Origin of the sequence: Galbitalea soli (assembly GCF_010686725.1) — a bacterium.
GTDB classification, from domain to species: domain Bacteria; phylum Actinomycetota; class Actinomycetes; order Actinomycetales; family Microbacteriaceae; genus Galbitalea; species Galbitalea soli.
Window position 1 is genome coordinate 350,150 of sequence record NZ_JAAGWZ010000002.1, and the last position, 15,903, is coordinate 366,052.

The 15,903-nt window shown below is 69.3% G+C and carries 14 protein-coding genes; 10 read left to right on the top strand and 4 right to left on the bottom strand.

The window, feature by feature from the left end; genetic code table 11:
- Positions 1-40: 40 nt before the first annotated feature.
- The 3 genes from groES to G3T37_RS07830 all read left to right on the top strand — a co-directional run bounded on the left by groES (position 41) and on the right by G3T37_RS07830 (position 2,979).
- The gene (gene groES, locus G3T37_RS07820) at positions 41-337 is read left to right on the top strand and encodes a co-chaperone GroES (RefSeq protein ID WP_163472941.1); all 297 of its coding nucleotides are present in this window, start codon (positions 41-43) and stop codon (positions 335-337) included.
- A gap of 205 nt (positions 338-542) precedes the next feature.
- Complete coding sequence (gene rarD, locus G3T37_RS07825) at positions 543-1,535, top strand: EamA family transporter RarD (protein WP_422110973.1); 993 nt, start codon at positions 543-545, stop codon at positions 1,533-1,535.
- Positions 1,536-1,743: 208 nt separating this feature from the next.
- Positions 1,744-2,979, top strand: coding sequence for an ABC transporter substrate-binding protein (locus G3T37_RS07830; protein ID WP_338401214.1), 1,236 nt, complete (start codon positions 1,744-1,746; stop codon positions 2,977-2,979).
- Between the two features lie 526 nt (positions 2,980-3,505).
- Here the strand turns inward: G3T37_RS07830 and G3T37_RS07835 are convergent.
- From G3T37_RS07835 to G3T37_RS07850, 4 genes are read right to left on the bottom strand one after another with little or no spacing between them, the layout of a single operon-like run.
- On the bottom strand, positions 3,506-4,270 hold the full coding sequence (locus G3T37_RS07835; RefSeq protein WP_163472943.1) for an ABC transporter ATP-binding protein: 765 nt from the start codon (positions 4,268-4,270) through the stop codon (positions 3,506-3,508).
- The gene (locus G3T37_RS07840; protein WP_422110974.1) at positions 4,260-5,216 is read right to left on the bottom strand and encodes an ABC transporter ATP-binding protein; all 957 of its coding nucleotides are present in this window, start codon (positions 5,214-5,216) and stop codon (positions 4,260-4,262) included. Before G3T37_RS07840 ends, G3T37_RS07835 begins: the two co-directional genes overlap by 11 nt.
- A complete protein-coding gene (locus G3T37_RS07845) occupies positions 5,209-6,183 on the bottom strand; it encodes a branched-chain amino acid ABC transporter permease (protein ID WP_163472944.1) in 975 nt (324 codons plus the stop codon). The genes G3T37_RS07840 and G3T37_RS07845 overlap by 8 nt, the downstream gene beginning before the upstream one ends.
- Positions 6,184-6,196: 13 nt before the next feature.
- Positions 6,197-7,639, bottom strand: coding sequence for a branched-chain amino acid ABC transporter permease (locus tag G3T37_RS07850; RefSeq protein WP_163472945.1), 1,443 nt, complete (start codon positions 7,637-7,639; stop codon positions 6,197-6,199).
- 244 nt (positions 7,640-7,883) lie between these two features.
- Here G3T37_RS07850 and guaB point away from each other — a divergent pair, with 244 nt between their 5' ends.
- From guaB to G3T37_RS07885, 7 genes are all read left to right on the top strand, one after another.
- Positions 7,884-9,386: an IMP dehydrogenase gene (guaB, locus tag G3T37_RS07855; RefSeq protein WP_163472946.1), complete on the top strand. Its 1,503-nt coding sequence runs from the start codon at positions 7,884-7,886 to the stop codon at positions 9,384-9,386.
- 194 nt (positions 9,387-9,580) lie between these two features.
- On the top strand, positions 9,581-10,312 hold the full coding sequence (locus G3T37_RS07860) for a hypothetical protein (protein ID WP_163472947.1): 732 nt from the start codon (positions 9,581-9,583) through the stop codon (positions 10,310-10,312).
- Between the two features lie 89 nt (positions 10,313-10,401).
- Positions 10,402-11,388: a Gfo/Idh/MocA family protein gene (locus tag G3T37_RS07865; protein ID WP_163472948.1), complete on the top strand. Its 987-nt coding sequence runs from the start codon at positions 10,402-10,404 to the stop codon at positions 11,386-11,388.
- 21 nt (positions 11,389-11,409) lie between these two features.
- On the top strand, positions 11,410-12,876 hold the full coding sequence (gene dacB, locus G3T37_RS07870; RefSeq protein ID WP_163472949.1) for a D-alanyl-D-alanine carboxypeptidase/D-alanyl-D-alanine endopeptidase: 1,467 nt from the start codon (positions 11,410-11,412) through the stop codon (positions 12,874-12,876).
- A gap of 11 nt (positions 12,877-12,887) precedes the next feature.
- Positions 12,888-13,484, top strand: coding sequence for an isochorismatase family protein (locus G3T37_RS07875; RefSeq protein ID WP_163473689.1), 597 nt, complete (start codon positions 12,888-12,890; stop codon positions 13,482-13,484).
- Complete coding sequence (locus tag G3T37_RS07880; RefSeq protein ID WP_163472950.1) at positions 13,481-14,953, top strand: NAD-dependent succinate-semialdehyde dehydrogenase; 1,473 nt, start codon at positions 13,481-13,483, stop codon at positions 14,951-14,953. Before G3T37_RS07875 ends, G3T37_RS07880 begins: the two co-directional genes overlap by 4 nt.
- 19 nt (positions 14,954-14,972) lie before the next feature.
- Positions 14,973-15,782 carry a TrmH family RNA methyltransferase gene (locus tag G3T37_RS07885; RefSeq protein ID WP_163472951.1) on the top strand — a complete coding sequence of 270 codons (810 nt, stop codon included), beginning with the start codon at positions 14,973-14,975 and terminating at the stop codon, positions 15,780-15,782.
- Positions 15,783-15,903 lie beyond the last annotated feature (121 nt).

Below are 15,903 nucleotides of genomic sequence, written 5' to 3' on the forward strand. Positions count from 1 at the left end.
TGCCAACCCCAGTTTTTGCTCAAGAAAGAAGAGGTCAACCGTGTCGGTCTCCATCAAGCCGCTCGAGGATCGCATCGTCATTCGCCAGGTCGAGGCGGAGCAGACCACTGCTTCGGGTCTTGTCATCCCTGACACCGCGAAGGAGAAGCCCCAGGAGGGCGAGGTCGTCGCCGTAGGCCCCGGCCGCATCGACGACAACGGCAACCGCGTTCCGCTCGACGTCGCCGTCGGCGACAAGGTCATCTACTCGAAGTACGGCGGAACCGAGGTGAAGTACGGCGGAGAGGACTTCCTCGTGCTCTCGGCGCGCGACGTGCTCGCGGTGGTCGTCCGCTAGTCAGCGACACAGTTCAGCAGAAGGTCCGGTGGTTCCGCCACCGGGCCTTCTGCCGTCTGCGGGCGGATGATCGGCGCGGGTGCGGGTGCGGGTGCGGGTGCGGGTGCGGGTGCGGCGCGTCGTGCGGGTGCGTGTCGCGCGGGTGCGCCTGCCAAGCCCGTGCGCGCGCCCGCGCCCGCTGTGCCCGGCGCGTTAGGCTGGCGACGTGCCCGACGATGACTCCGCGACCCCGCGCGGCGCGGGCCGAGCCGCGGACGCCGTGCCGGTGAGGGGCACGGGGACGGGCATCCTTCTCGCCGTGGTCGCCTACGGACTCTGGGGCGTGCTGCCGCTCTTCTTCCTCCTGCTCGCCCCGGCCGGCGCCGTCGAGGTGGTCGCCTGGCGGATCGTGCTGTCGCTGCTGTTCTGCGCCGTGCTCGTCACCGTCACGCGGTCGTGGCCGCGCCTGCTCGAACTGCTGCGCGACCGCGGGGTCATGCTGACGCTCGGCATCGCGGGCCTGCTCATCCTGGTCAACTGGCTCGTCTACGTGTTCGCGACGCTCAGCGGGCAGGTCGTGGAGGCGGCACTAGGGTATTTCACCAACCCGATCGTGACCGTGCTGCTCGGGGTCTTCGTGCTGCGGGAGCGGCTCCGCATCGCGCAGTGGGTCGCGATCGGGATCAGCGCTGTCGCCGTCATCGTTCTCGCTGTGAACTACGGGCGCGTGCCCATCATCGCGCTCGCGCTCGCCTTCTCCTTCGGGCTCTACGGCCTGATCAAGAAGCGAGTCGGGGCGCGGGTGGACGCCCTCAGCGGCCTCACCATCGAGACGCTGTGGCTCTCGCCGCTCGCCGGGGGAGCGCTCATCGCCATCGCCGCGACATCGGGCCTCACCACCGGCACGGCGGGACTGACCCAGACCCTCGCGATGCTCTCCGCCGGCGTCGTCACCGCGGTTCCGCTGCTCCTCTTCGCGGGCGCGGCGCGCCGCCTGCCGCTCGCCTACCTGGGGCTGTCGCAGTACCTCGCGCCCATCATGCAGTTCCTCATCGGGGTCGCCGTCTTGCACGAGGCGATGCCGCCCGCGCGATGGGCCGGCTTCGCTCTGGTGTGGATCGCGCTCATCGTGCTCACGATCGACATGTTCGCGGCCTCGCGGGCCGCAGCGGGGGATGCGAGGGGTCGCGCGACCGGGGATGCCGTCGGCCCCGTGTGATGCGGAATGCGCAGCGATGCGCCCGTTTACGTCACGATTACAGCACGTTACAGGCCCGTAACACGGGCGTATTGTCTGAGTCCCATTCACAGCATAGGTTGGCAGCACGTTCGTGGATCTTCCGCGTGCAGAGAATTCCCTCGCAATCACACCAAGGAGCAACATGGGTGCATTTTCCCGGGCCACAGCGGCCACCCGCTCACGATCGGTGAAGTCCGTCATCAGCGGTCTCGCCATTCTGGGCGCCACGGCGCTCATCCTGAGCGGTTGTGCGTCGACCAGCAGCGGTACGCCGTCCAAGACGCTCAGCCTGAAGATCGGAACCATCCTTCCGCAGACCGGCTCCCTCGCGGTTCTCGGCCCGCCCGAGTTCGCGGGTGTCGACCTCGCCGTCAAGGACATCAACGCCGCCAAGGCCGGCATCACGATCAGCGTGGAGCACAAGGACTCCGGTGACACCACCACGAACATCGCGACCCAGTCGGCGACCGCCGAGCTCGCCGACGGCGTGAGCGCCATCATCGGCGCGGCCTCGTCGAGCGTCTCGCTCACGATGATCGACCAGATCACGAAGGCGAAGGTCGTCCAGATCTCGCCGGCGAACACCTCGCCGACGTTCTCGACCTACGCGGATGGCGGCTACTACTTCCGCACTGCGCCGTCTGACGTGCTGCAGGGCCGAGTTCTGGGCCAGAAGATCCTCAAGGACGGTCACACCAATGTCTCGATCCTCTACCAGAACGACTCCTACGGACAGGGCCTCGACACCAACGTGAAGAAGGCGCTCGAGGACGGCGGAGCATCCGTCGGCCAGAACGTCGCCTTCGACCCGGCCGCGACCAGCTTCGCGTCTGAGGTCACCACGGTGCTCTCGACCAAGCCGGACGCTCTCGTCGTGATCTCGTTCGACCAGATCAAGGCCATCGCCCCGGAGCTGAAGAAGAACGGATTCGACTTCAACAACTTCTACGGCACGGACGGCAACTACGGTGTCATCGACCCGAGCTACAAGGACGTCATCATCGCCGGCGCGCAGTTCACCAACCCCGGTGTCAACGCGTCGAACGACCTCAAGTCGCGCCTCCAGGCTCTCGTGAAGGCACAGGGTAACAAGCCGCTCACGGTGTTCGCCTACGCCCCCGAGTCCTACGACGCGACCGTGCTCCTGGCACTCGCCGCGCTGCAGGCCAAGGGCACGACCGGTGCGGACATCCAGAAGCACCTGATCAGCGTCTCCGAGGACGGCACGAAGTGCACCACGTTCAAGGAGTGCGCGGCGCTCATCAACGCCGGCAAGAAGGCGAACTACGACGGGCTCTCCGGCCCCATCACCTTCGACAAGAACGGTGACCCGTCGCAGGCCTACGTGTCGATCTACAAGTACAACTCGACCAACGGCAACGACTACGAGACCGCCCAGTTCGGCGACCTCACCAAGGGCTGATCCAGCGACCAGCTGACACGCCCGAAGGGCCCCGACCGGCAACGGTCGGGGCCCTTCGTCGTGCGGCGCGCCTGCCGCGCCCCCTGCCCTCCCCGCGCGAGTTGGCACTGCCTCCTCCCCGCGCGAGTTGGCACTTTTTGTGCAACTTTCGCGCCCGCAGGGGCAATTGGCGCCCACTGGGTGGGCGACCCCCACCTTGTGGCACATTCTTGTGCCACAAAATGAGGGCGCAGGCGGGCAGGCCCGCCTGCGCGGCGGGTTAGTGCGCGACGGGACGTCGCGCAGGGGCCCAACGGGCCGGCTGACGCCGCGCGGGCGGAGTGCCAGGAGCGCCCCATGCCATGCGAACGGTCACGTCGCGCTGCTCATCGACCGCACCCTCGTTTCGTCGCACCGATTTGTGCCACAAGCAGTGCGGTGCCCACCGAGTGGGCGCTAACCGCCCCTGCGGGCGCGAAAGTTGCACAAAAAGTGCCAACTCGCGGAGGTGGGGCGGTGGGAGTGGCGGCGGCGGCCGCGCCGCGCCCTACCCGCCGACGGTGGGTGTCGAGGTGGTCGCGGCGTGGTCGGTCGCGAGGGTGCCGAGGTAGAGCTCGATGACCTTGGGGTCGTTCATGAGGGTGCGCCCGGTGCCGCTGTAGGCGTCGCGGCCCTGGTCGAGCACGTAGCCGCGATCGCAGATCTGCAGCGCGCGACGGGCGTTCTGCTCCACGATCATCACCGAGACGCCGGCGCGGTTGATCTGCGCGACGTTGATGAAGGTCTCGTCCTGTCGCACGGGCGACAGGCCCGCGCTCGGCTCGTCGAGCAGCAGCACCGAGGGGTCCATCATGAGCGCGCGCGACATCGCCACCATCTGGCGCTCGCCGCCCGACAGCGACCCGGCGCGCTGCTTGAGCCGACGACCGAGTTCCGGGAAGAGCGAGGTGACGAAGTCGATGCGCTCCTTGAACATCTTGGGCTTCTGGTACGACCCCATCTCGAGATTCTCCTCGATGGTGAGGCTGGGGAAGACGTTGTTGTTCTGCGGCACCATGCCGACACCCTTGGTGACGAGCTTGTCGGCCTTGAGACCGGTGATCTCGTCACCGCCGAGCAGCACCTGCCCGCTGCGGATGTTCACCTGCCCGAAGATCGCCTTCAGCAGGGTCGACTTCCCGGCGCCGTTCGGGCCGATGATGCCGACGAGTTCGCCCTTCTGCACGTAAACGTTGCAGCCGTTGAGGATGTTGACGCCCGGCAGGTAGCCGGCGACCAGATCCTTGGTCTCCAGCACGATCTCATTCGCCATCGGGCTTCTCCTCTTCTGCGATCTCGCTCTTGATCTCGTCGACGAGGAACGAGTCGTCGAGATCCTTGGCGACCTCCAGCTGGCCGGTGAGGCTGCCGAGGTCGGTATCGTGGTGCGCGCCGAGATAGGCGTCGATGACGGCCTGATCCTGCATGACGGTCGCGGGATACCCCTCGGCCACGATGCGCCCCTCGGCCATGACGATCACCCAGTCGGCGATGGTCTGCACCATGTGCATGTCGTGCTCGACGAACAGCACGGTGGTGCCGTCGTTCTTGAGGTTGAGAACGTGCCCGAGCAGCGACTGGGTGAGCGCGGGGTTCACGCCGGCCATCGGCTCGTCGAGCATGACGAGCCGCGGCTTGCTCATGAGCGCCCGCGCCATCTCGAGCAGCTTGCGCTGCCCGCCGGAGAGGCTCGCCGCGTAGTCGTCCTTCTTGGTGTCGAGCTTGAACCGGGCGAGGAGCTCGAGCGCCTGCGCGGTGATCTCGTCCTCCCGCTTGCGCCAGCTGCCCTTGAACAGCGCGGGGAAGAACCGCTCACCGCTCTGGCCCGTCGCACCCAGGCGCATGTTCTCCATCACGCTGAGGAGGCTGAGCGCCTTGGTCAGCTGGAAGGTGCGCACCATGCCACGCCGCGACACCTTGTAGGCCGGGACGCCGGCGAGACTGTCGCCGTCGAGCGACCAGGTGCCCGTGTCGGGCTTGTCGAATCCGGTGAGCAGGTTGAAGAAGGTGGTCTTGCCCGCGCCGTTCGGGCCGATGAGGGCGGTGATCTTGCCGCGCGGGATCTCGACGTGCTCGACGTCGACCGCGGTCATCCCGCCGAATGTGCGCTTGACGCCGTGGGCGATGAGGATCGGGTCGACCTTGGGTACGCCCGGCCCGGGCTCGCCCTTCTGCAGTTGCTCGACGGCGGGCGTCGATGCGGATTCAGCCTTAGGCACTGAAATGCGCCTCCCTCTTGTTTCCGAAGATTCCCTGCGGGCGGAAGATCACGAGCAGCATCAGGGCGATGCCGACGAGGATGAAGCGGATGGGGCCCTGCTGAATCGAGGTGATCGGCAGCAGGTGGTTGGTGACGAGCAGGGTCAGGATTCCGTCGGTCAGCTGCAGCACGACCCAGAAGATGATCGACCCGACGATGGGCCCCAGCACCGTCGTCGCGCCACCGAGCAGGATGATCGTGTACAGGAAGAACGTCGTCTGCGTTCCGTAGTTGTCGGGTTGCAGCGAGGTCGGGATGATCACGATCACGGTCGCGATGGCGCCCATGATCCCACCGAGGATCAGCGACTGCATCTTGTACCAGGTGACGTTCTTGCCGAGCGAGCGGACCGCATCCTCGTCCTCACGGATGCCCTTCACGATGCGACCCCACGGGCTGCGCATGAGCTGGCGCACCAGCAGAGCGGCCAGGATGACGACCAGCCACCCGACGATGCGGATCCACAGCCCGTCGTTGGTGTAGCGCAGCACACCGAAGCCGTAACTGATGTCGGGGAGCGGATCGAGGGCGTAGAAGCCGTCGGAGGAGCCGTTGATGCCGTCCGAGCCGCCCGTGAGCGGGCTGATGTCGGGCGTTTTCACGGTGTACCGGATGATCTCCGCCGCCGCGATCGTGACGATGCTCAAATAGTCGGCGCGCAGTCGCAGCGTCGGGATTCCGAGGATGAGCGCGAAGATGACCGCGCCGACGATGCACGCCAGCAGGGCGGCCCAGAGCGGCCAGCCGAACTTCACGGTCGTGATCGCGAAGAAGTACCCGCCGACCGCCATGAAGCCGGCCTGCCCGAAGTTGAGGAGCCCGGTGAACCCGAAGTGCACCGTGAGCCCGAGGGCGGCGAGCGCGTAGCCGATGGTCTGCGGCTCGAGCAGCTGCCCGAAGGCGAGGGGGATGAAGTTGAAGTCCATGTCTCTGTACCCCTTAGCCGATCCGGTCCCGCCGGCCCAGGATTCCCTGTGGCCGGAACAGAAGAATGACGATCATGACGAGCAGTGCCGCGACGAGCTTCATGTTCGACGGAATGAAGATCGTCGAGAGATCGACCAGCAGGCCGATGACGACGGAGCCGACGAGCGCCCCGAAGGCGGTTCCGAGGCCGCCGAGGGTGACCGAGGCGAAGATCAGCAGCAGGATGCTCGCACCGGTCTGCCAGCTGACCGGCTGGTAGTAGCCGATCAGGGCGCCCGAGAGACCCGCGAGCGCGCCGCCGCCGATCCACACGATGCGGATGACCCGCTCGACGTTGATGCCTGACGCCGCCGCGAGCGAGCGGTTGTCGGCCACCGCCCGGGTCGCCTTGCCGATGCGGGTGCGCAGCAGCACGTAGGCGACCGCGAGGAGCACGACGATGCAGATGATCGGGCTCGACACGTCGGTGGAGCGCAGGTGCACGGGACCGAGCGTGAGGAAGGAGCTGCTGTCGCTCGGGGTCACGAGAAGGTCGGGCCCGAAGATGAACTGGAAGATGTAGCGCAGCGCGAGGGAGAGCCCGATGCTCACGATCATGAGCGGGATGAGCGCGACCCCTCGCCGTCGCAGCGGCTTCCACAGCCCCAGGTCTTGCACCCAGCCGAACACGCCGCCGAGGACGAACGCCGAGACGATGGCGATCGGGCCGGGAACGTGCAGGATGCCCGCCATCACGTAGCCCGTGAGGCTGCCAAAGGTCACCAGCTCACCGTGCGCGAAGTTGTTGAGGCCGGTCGTGCCGTAGATGAGGGAGACGCCGATGGAGGCGAGCGCGATCAGGAGTCCGAAGATGAGGCCGGTTGCGACCCGGGGGAAGACCACGTCGGCGAAGCTCGTACCGCCCGAGCTGCTGCTGCTCCCGCTCGTCGAGGAGCCGGTGCTTCCCGGCGTGGGGGTCGTTCCGCCTCCGCTGCCGCCGCCCGCCGTGGTGCTCAGCAGGAAGTACGCGGGAACTCCCTGGTTGTCGGTGTCGACCTGCACCTGGCGGGGGTTGAGGCCGAGGGGCTTGCCGTCGCCCGCGGGGATGGAGGAGACATCCACGAGCACCTTGTAGGTGCCGGCCGCGGGGAGGCCGATCGTCTGGAGACCCTTGGCGTCGGTGGTGACCACCTGGGAGAATCCGCCGGGGCCGGTGATGGTGATCTTCACTCCCGCGACGTTGCTCTTGTCGGAGAGCTTGCGCACCCAGATGCCGATGCTCTCGGCGGAGGCGCTGCCCGATGGTGCGGCGCTCGGCGTCGTCGCCGTCTGCACCCGGGCGGCGAGGTCGGCCGGCGATTCCGCTCGCGCGGAGGCCGAGCCGAGTGCCGTCAGCAGGGATGCGGTGAATGCAAGGGCCAGCAGGCCGAGAATCACGCGCACCAGCGGTGAGCGGTGGTGGAGCGCCTTCGCCATGTGGGTCCTCCATGAGGTGGGCTGTTCGCGGAGTGGGGGAACCGACCGCGTGAACGCACACGTTACTGAGACAATGTGTCCTTTGTGTTTCGATCCCGAACTCAACGAGGTCACGGCCACAGCGAACGCGTTGGCTTGCACTTTATCCGTTCAGGAATTCCCGCGGGGGATTGCCGTTAATATTTAGGTACCGGTTCGGCGCGGCATCCGGTGTTTCCCGTCTTGTGCACACACCAGGAGAATCATGGACCAGCCTGACCCCTTCGGCTTCATCGGCCTCACTTACGACGACGTCATGCTGCTGCCCGGTCACACGGACGTGATCCCGAGCGAGGCGGACACCTCCTCCCGGCTGACCCGCCGCATCACGGTCGCCGCCCCGCTGCTGTCGGCGGCGATGGACACCGTCACCGAGTCGCGCATGGCGATCGCGATGGCCCGCAACGGCGGCATCGGTGTGCTGCACCGCAACCTCTCCATCGACGACCAGGCGGCCCACGTCGACAAGGTCAAGCGCTCCGAGTCGGGGATGATCACCAACCCGGTCACCACGACCCCCGACGCCACGGTGGCCGAGGTCGACGCCCTGTGCGGCCAGTTCCGGGTCTCCGGCCTGCCGGTCGTCGAGGGCGACGGCACCCTCGTCGGCATCATCACCAACCGCGACATGCGCTTCGTCTCCGACTTCGAGAAGTCGACCACCCTCGTGCGCGACGTCATGACCTCCGCGCCCCTCATCACCGCCCCCGTGGGCGTCGACGCCGATGGCGCGATCGCCCTCTTCGCGCAGCACAAGATCGAAAAACTGCCGCTCGTCGACGAGCGCGGCCGGCTCAAGGGGCTCATCACCGTCAAGGACTTCGACAAGAGCGAGAAGTACCCGAACGCGACGAAGGATGCGGAGGGCCGCTTGCGCGTCGCCGCCGCGATCGGCTTCTTCGGCGACGCGTGGGACCGCGCCGTGGCGCTCAACGAGGCGGGCGTCGACGTCATCGTCGTCGACACGGCCAACGGCGACTCGGCCGGCGTGCTCGACATCATCTCGCGCCTCAAATCGGACGCCGCCTTCGCGCACATCGACGTCATCGGCGGCAACGTGGCGACCCGCAGCGGCGCACAGGCCCTCATCGACGCGGGAGCGGACGCGATCAAGGTCGGCGTCGGCCCGGGCTCGATCTGCACCACCCGCGTGGTCGCGGGCGTCGGTGTGCCACAGGTGACGGCGGTGTACGAGGCGTCGCTCGCCGCCCGGGAGCGGGGCATCCCGGTGATCGCCGACGGCGGCCTCCAGTACTCGGGCGACATCGCGAAGGCGCTCGTGGCCGGAGCCGACACCGTCATGCTCGGCTCGCTGCTCGCGGGCTGCGACGAGAGCCCCGGCGATCTGGTCTTCGTGAACGGCAAGCAGTTCAAGAACTACCGCGGCATGGGCTCGCTGGGCGCGCTGCAGACCCGGGGCAAGAAGACCTCCTACTCGCGCGACCGCTACTTCCAGGCGGACGTGCCGTCGGATGAGCAGCTCATCGCCGAGGGCATCGAGGGGCAGGTCCCCTACCGCGGCCCGCTCTCCGCGGTCGCCTACCAACTGCTCGGTGGGCTGCGCCAGTCGATGTTCTACACGGGCGCGCGCACGATCGGCGACCTGAAGGCGAAGGGCAAGTTCGTGCGCATCACGGCGGCGGGCCTCAAGGAGTCGCACCCGCACGACGTGCAGATGGTGGTCGAGGCGCCCAACTACCGGCGCTGACGCGATCCGGGCGCGTGCGCCGTACCCCCAGTTCGCGGGCGGTCGGCGCCGCACAGCCCCGTTCTGAGGCCGCGGAAGGTCTCCGGAGCGTCGCGCGACACTGATCCCGCCTTGTGCCGGGACCCGCACCCCGCCTAGCGTGGAGGGAGTGGCCCCGTCGGGGGATCGGGCCGCGTCGTATGGGGGTACACACGGTGAGGCGCAACGCACTGTTCGCGGCCGCGTTCGCGGTCGTCGTCGCCATCGCTGCGCCGACCGCCGCCTCCGCGTCGTTCTCCTGGAACACCGTCGCGACCGCGCCGATCGGCGGCGGCACCATCGTGATCGCCCCCACCACCGAGACCGCCGATAAGCCGGCCGCGCCCATCCGGCTGAACTCCCGCGCGACGGGTGACGATGCCGCCGCCACCGTGACGACCGCTCCGCGCCCCGGCTGCCCCACCGACGTGACGGGGCCTACGCGCACGGCGCCCGCGATCCACTCCGCGGGTGGGGTGCTCGGCACCACTACCGCCGACATCGCCGCGTTCGCCGAGCGGATGAACGCCATCCGTGTCGCGAACTGTCTGGCTCCCATCCCGCTCGCCAACATCAAGTACGACGCCTGCATGGAGAAGCGGCTGTTCTGGATGGCGGAGGATCCCAGCACCGACCCCGCGAGTGCCTGGGGTCACCTCGGCTCGACCCGCTCGGACGGCGTGCCGAGCGTCGGCTGCGACGGGAACCTCGCCGGAGGCGCGGGAAACACCGGAGCCACCGTCGCGCAGAAGTGGTGGGACTCGCTCCCGCATCGCGCGACCGTCTATCGTCCCGACTTCGTCGGCAGCACCGCGCACGTGTGCATCCTGTTCGCGGCGACGCACGGCGGCCTGCCGAACGAGCCGACGAGCTTCGTGCGGGCGGCCTCCCGCTGGGTCCGCTGCTGAGGCCTCGTCGCGTCGGCGCCCCCACTCCCACGCCCCCGGCCTAAAATGGGGGACGGCCCGCGATGATCGCGGGCGGGAGGAGCGGTGTCATGGCGTCGGATATCGGTTGGGGAATTCTCGGGACGGGCGGCATCGCCCACGCGTTCGTATCCGACCTGCAGCTCACGGGACACCGGGTCGCGGCCGTCGGCTCGCGCACGCAGGAGTCGGCCGACGCGTTCGCCGCTGAGCACGGCATCCCGACCGCCCACGGCAGCTCCCTCGACCTCGTCGACGACCCCGCCGTGGACGTCATCTACGTCGCCACGCCGCACACGGCGCACGCGGAGGGTGCCATGCAGGCGCTCGCCGCGGGCAAGCACGTGCTCGTGGAGAAGCCCTTCACGCTCAACTCGGCGCAGGCGCGCCAGGTGGTGAGCCTCGCCGAGTCCCGCGGGCTCATCGTGCTCGAGGCCATGTGGACGCGATGGCTGCCGCACATGGTGCGCGTGCGGGAGATCATCGCCGCGGGCACCCTCGGCGAGGTGCGCACGGTGATCGCCGACCACAACCAGAGCCTGCCCACCGACCCGTCGCACCGTCTGCAGAACCCGGACCTCGGCGGAGGGGCCCTGCTCGACCTCGGCGTCTACCCGGTCTCGTTCGCCTACGACGTGCTCGGCGCACCGACCAAGGTGCTCGCGATCTCCAGCCCGACCCCCACGGGCGTCGACCGGCAGACGGCGATGCTGTTCGAGTACGCGGAGGGGCAGCAGGCGGTGCTGCACACGGCGCTCGATACGCGTGGCCCGAACCGGGCATCCATTCTGGGCACGAAGGCGCGTATCGAGATCGACGAGACCTGGTACACGCCGACCACGTTCACGGTCTTCGGGGCCCACGACGAGGTGCTCGAGGAGTGGGACTCACCGGTGGAGGGCCGCGGCATGCAGTTCCAGGCTGCGGAGATGGAGCGACTCATCGCGGAGGGTCACGGGGAGCGGGACATCCTGCCGCCCGCGGAGTCCGTCGCGGTCATGGAGACGCTCGACGGCATCCGTCGGCAGATCGGCCTGCGCTACCCCGGCGAGGTCTAGGCCGCCGGGTATCATGGCGTGGTGAGCGACCCCCGCGACATCCCGACCCGGCCCTTCAGCCAGGTGGATGCCCACCCCGCCGCCCCCGCGGGCCTCCCGTCGCGCCGCTCCGGCGTCTCGCGCGCGGCCCTGCTCTGGATCGCGGCCGCCGTCGTCTTCGTCCTGCTGGCTACGGGCGCGGTCGCGTTCGGCTACGCGAACGGACGGCAGCAGCACAGCCCGGCGCCCCTGCCCACCGGCGCCGCCGCGGCCAAGCGCGACCAACCGGGCGACCCCGTCTCGCCGCAGCCCATCAAGACCTGCTCGATCTCCGCGCTCGCGGCCTCCAAGAATCTCGGCACCTTCTACGCCTCCGTCTACGACGCGACCGCGAAGGCGGTGAGCTGGAGCAAGAACGCCGACGGCGCGCAGCGGCCGGGCAGCATCCAGAAGGTCATCACCGCCGCAGCCGCGATCGCCGTGCTCGGGCCCGACTACCGCATCACCACCCAGGTGCAGGACGGTGTCACGCCCGGATCGATCGTGCTCGTCGGCGCCGGAGACGTCACCCTGAGCAGACTGCCCGCGGGCCAGCAGAGCGTCTACGCGGGCGCCGCTCACATGAGCGACCTGGCCACGAAGGCGATCGCGGCCTATACCTCGGCCCACCCCGGCGTGCCGCTCACCCAGGTGATCCTCGACTCCAGCTACTGGGATCCGACCGACAACTGGAACTCGACCTGGCCCCGCTCGGCGCAGGCCGGCGGCTCGATGTCGCTCATCACCGCGCTCCAGGTGGACGGCGACCGCGCCGACCCGACGGTTCAGAACAGCCCGCGCAGCTCCGATCCCGTCTCCCGGGCGGGCAACGCCTTCGTCGCCGCGCTCGCCATGCCGGGCGTCACGACCACCACCGGCACCGCGGAGAACGGGGCGCCCGTCCTCGCCTCGGTCGCCTCGCAGCCCCTCAGCACCCTCGTGAAGCAGATGCTCCTCCAGAACGACAACACCCTCGCCGAGGCGCTCGCGCGCATCGTCTCGGTGAAGGAGGACAAGAGCGGCACGACCGCCTCCCTGCAGGACGCGATCACGACGGCGCTCGCCTCCTACGGCATCGACACGGCCGGCATGACGGTGGATGACGGCTCCGGTCTCAGCACCAACGACGCGGTGACCGCGAACTACGTGACCGAGCTCATGACGCTGGTGGGCGCCCAGACGAGCGACCTCAACTACGTCTACGCGGGGCTCCCGATCGCGGGAAAGTCCGGCCGATTGCTCACCCGCTTCACCGGGCCGAACGCCGCGGTCGTCGGCAAGCTGCACGGCACGGCGGGCGGCTCACCCACCGCCTCCACCCTGACCGGCTACCTGAAAGCGAAGGACGGCACGCTGGTCGCGTTCACCTTCTACGCCATGGGTTCCGCCGTCACGGCGTCCACGGCGACGACCGTCGACTCACTCGCGGCCGCGCTGTACGGCTGCGGCGCCAACCTCACGACCAAGTAGGGCGGGATCCGCTGATGCGCGCACTGTTCATCATCGACGTGCAGAACGACTTCACCGAGGGCGGCGCGCTCGGCGTGGACGGCGGAGCGGCGGTCGCCGCGGGGGTGACGCGCTACCTGCGCGAGCATCCCGATCGCTACGACGTCGTGTTCGCGTCGCGCGACTGGCACGACGGCGACAACGACAACGGCGGCCACTTCGCGACGGATGCGGCCCCCGACTTCGTCGACACCTGGCCGCGGCACTGCGTCTCCGGCACGCCGGGGGCCGAGTACCACCCCGCGCTCGACCCCTCGCTCATCGACGTCCACGTGCGCAAGGGGCAGGGCAAGCCGGCCTACTCGATCTTCGAGGGCACGACCGACGACGGGATGACCGTTCCACAGAAGCTCGACGCCCTGGGGGTCGACGCGGTCGACGTGGTCGGTATCGCGACGGACTACTGCGTGCGCGCATCCGCCCTCGACGCCCTCGACGCCCACCGGACGGTGCGCGTGCTGCGCGACCTCGTCGCGGGCGTCGCACCCGGGTCGAGCGCGGCGGCGCTCGCCGAACTGACACAGGCGGGGGCCACCGTGACCTCCGCGGAGGAGGAAGACACCCCATGACCGAGTCCCGCGAGGCCGCACTGCTCGAGAAGGTGCCGCACCAGCTGTTCATCGGCGGGCAGTGGCGCGACGCGACGGGAGGTCGCACCCTAGAGGTCTATGACCCCGCGACCGGGGCGTCGATCAAGACGATCGCCAACGCGAGCGTGGAGGATGCCGCCGCCGCGATGGACGCCGCCGCCGACACCCAGGAGTCCTGGGCGCGCACGGCACCGCGAGTGCGCGGGGAGATCCTGCGTCGCGCCTTCGATCTGCTCCAGGAGCGCGCCGACGAGTTCGCCCTGCTCATGACGCTCGAGATGGGCAAGCCGCTCGCCGAAGCGCGCGGCGAGGTCGGCTACGGCGGCGAGTTCCTGCGCTGGTTCAGCGAGGAGGCCGTGCGCATCGCCGGTCGCTACGGCTCCAACCCCGAGGGCACCGGGCGGATGATCGTCACCCAGATGCCCGTCGGCCCCTCCTACCTCATCACCCCGTGGAACTTCCCCCTCGCGATGGCGACCCGCAAGATCGCCCCCGCGCTGGCGGCGGGCTGCACGGCCATCGTCAAACCCGCGGAGCTCACCCCGCTGACGACGCTGTACTTCGCGAAGCTGCTGCAGGAGGTGGGGCTGCCGGACGGCGTGCTCGGCGTGCTCACCACCTCGACCTCGGCCGCGGTCTCGGCGCCCATCATCGCCGACCCCCGGCTGCGCAAACTGAGTTTCACGGGTTCGACGCCCGTCGGCGTGAGCCTGCTCAAGCAGGCGGCGGACGGCGTGCTCCGCACCTCGATGGAGCTCGGCGGCAACGCGCCGTTCCTGGTATTCGAGGACGCCGACCTCGACAAGGCCGTCGAGGGCGCCCTCCAGGCCAAGTTCCGCAACATCGGTCAGGCCTGCACGGCGGCCAACCGCTTCATCGTGCACGAGTCGGTCGCCGACGAGTTCGCCCGCCGGGTGACCGAGCGCGTGGCCGCGATGCGCGTGGGCCGCGGCACCGAGGAGGGGGTGACGATCGGCCCGCTCATCAACGACACGGCGGTCGACAAGGCCGTCTCGCTCGTGCAGGACGCGGTGCAGCGCGGCGCGACCGTGCTCACCGGGGGATCGCGCGTCGCCGGCGCGGGCTCCTTCTACCAGCCCACGGTCGTCACCGGGGTGGCGGCCGGCAGCGACATCCTGCGCGAGGAGATCTTCGGGCCGGTCCTCAGCATCGTCACCTTCACCGACGAGGCCGACGCGGTCGCGAAGGCGAACGACACCGAGTACGGTCTCGTCGGCTACGTGTTCACGCGCGATTTCGCGCGCGGGCAGCGCCTCACCGAGACGCTCCAGACGGGGATGATGGGGCTCAACGTGGGCGTGCTCTCCAACGCCGCCGCACCGTTCGGCGGCGTGAAGCAGTCGGGCATCGGGCGCGAGGGCGGTCTCGAGGGCATCCACGAGTACCTGTCCACGAAGTACGTGCTCACGCCCGACCCATTCGCCTGATGCGTCCCGGTTCGCGCGCGTGACCGTCATCGAGATCACCTCGCTCGATGACCCCCGGCTGGTCGACTACGCCCACCTCACCGACGTCGCCCTCAAGAAATCGCGGGGCGCCGAGCACGGCCTCTACATCGCCGAGTCGCTCCTCGTGCTGCAGCGCGCGATCGCGGCCGGGCACCGGCCACGCTCGGTGCTCGCCCTCGGCACCTCCCGCGCCGACGCGGTGGAGGCGATCCGCGGCTTCGACGTTCCCGTTTTCTCGGGACCGCCCGAACTGCTCGAAGAGCTCACCGGGTACCTCCTGCACCGCGGTCTCATCGCCTCGATGGAGCGACCTCCGCTGCCCCCTCCCGCGGAGCTGCTCCGGGATGCCCGGCGCATCGTCATCCTCGAGGACGTCGCCGACCCCACCAACGTCGGCGCGATCTTCCGCTCGGTGGCCGCGATCGGTGCGGACGCGGTGCTGGTCACCCCGCGCTGCTCGGACCCGTTCTACCGGCGGGCGATCCGGGTGAGCATGGGGACGGTGCTGCAGGTTCCGTGGACGCGCACGGGGGAGTGGTCATCCACGCGCGCACTGCTCGCGGAGCACGGCTTCCACGTCGCCGCCCTCGCGCTGTCGCCCGAGGCGGTGGACCTGCGCGCTTTCGCGGCCGGTGCACCCGAGCGCGTCGCGCTCGTGCTCGGGGCGGAGGGCTACGGACTCACCGCGGAGGCGATCGCCGCGGCCGACACCGTCGTGAGCATCCCGATGGCACACGGGATCGACTCGCTCAACGTCGCCGCGACGGCCGCGGTCGCGATGTGGGCGCTCGCGGGATCGCCCGGCTGAGCCCGCCCGCTTCGCGCCCGACCCCCGGCCCGCGCGTCCCCGGCCCGCGCATCCCGGGCCCGCGCAACCTGGGCCCGCGCATCCTGGGACCGCGCACCCCGGGCCCGCGCGACCTGAGCCC

Excerpts from the sequence above, each read along its gene's own strand:
- G3T37_RS07835 (WP_163472943.1), bottom strand. The coding sequence starts at position 4,270 with ATGGCGAATGAGATCGTGCTGGAGACCAAGGATCTGGTCGCCGGCTAC.
- G3T37_RS07845 (WP_163472944.1), bottom strand. The coding sequence starts at position 6,183 with ATGGACTTCAACTTCATCCCCCTCGCCTTCGGGCAGCTGCTCGAGCCG.
- G3T37_RS07850 (WP_163472945.1), bottom strand. The coding sequence starts at position 7,639 with ATGGCGAAGGCGCTCCACCACCGCTCACCGCTGGTGCGCGTGATTCTC.
- guaB (WP_163472946.1), top strand. The coding sequence starts at position 7,884 with ATGGACCAGCCTGACCCCTTCGGCTTCATCGGCCTCACTTACGACGAC.
- G3T37_RS07865 (WP_163472948.1), top strand. The coding sequence starts at position 10,402 with ATGGCGTCGGATATCGGTTGGGGAATTCTCGGGACGGGCGGCATCGCC.
- G3T37_RS07880 (WP_163472950.1), top strand. The coding sequence starts at position 13,481 with ATGACCGAGTCCCGCGAGGCCGCACTGCTCGAGAAGGTGCCGCACCAG.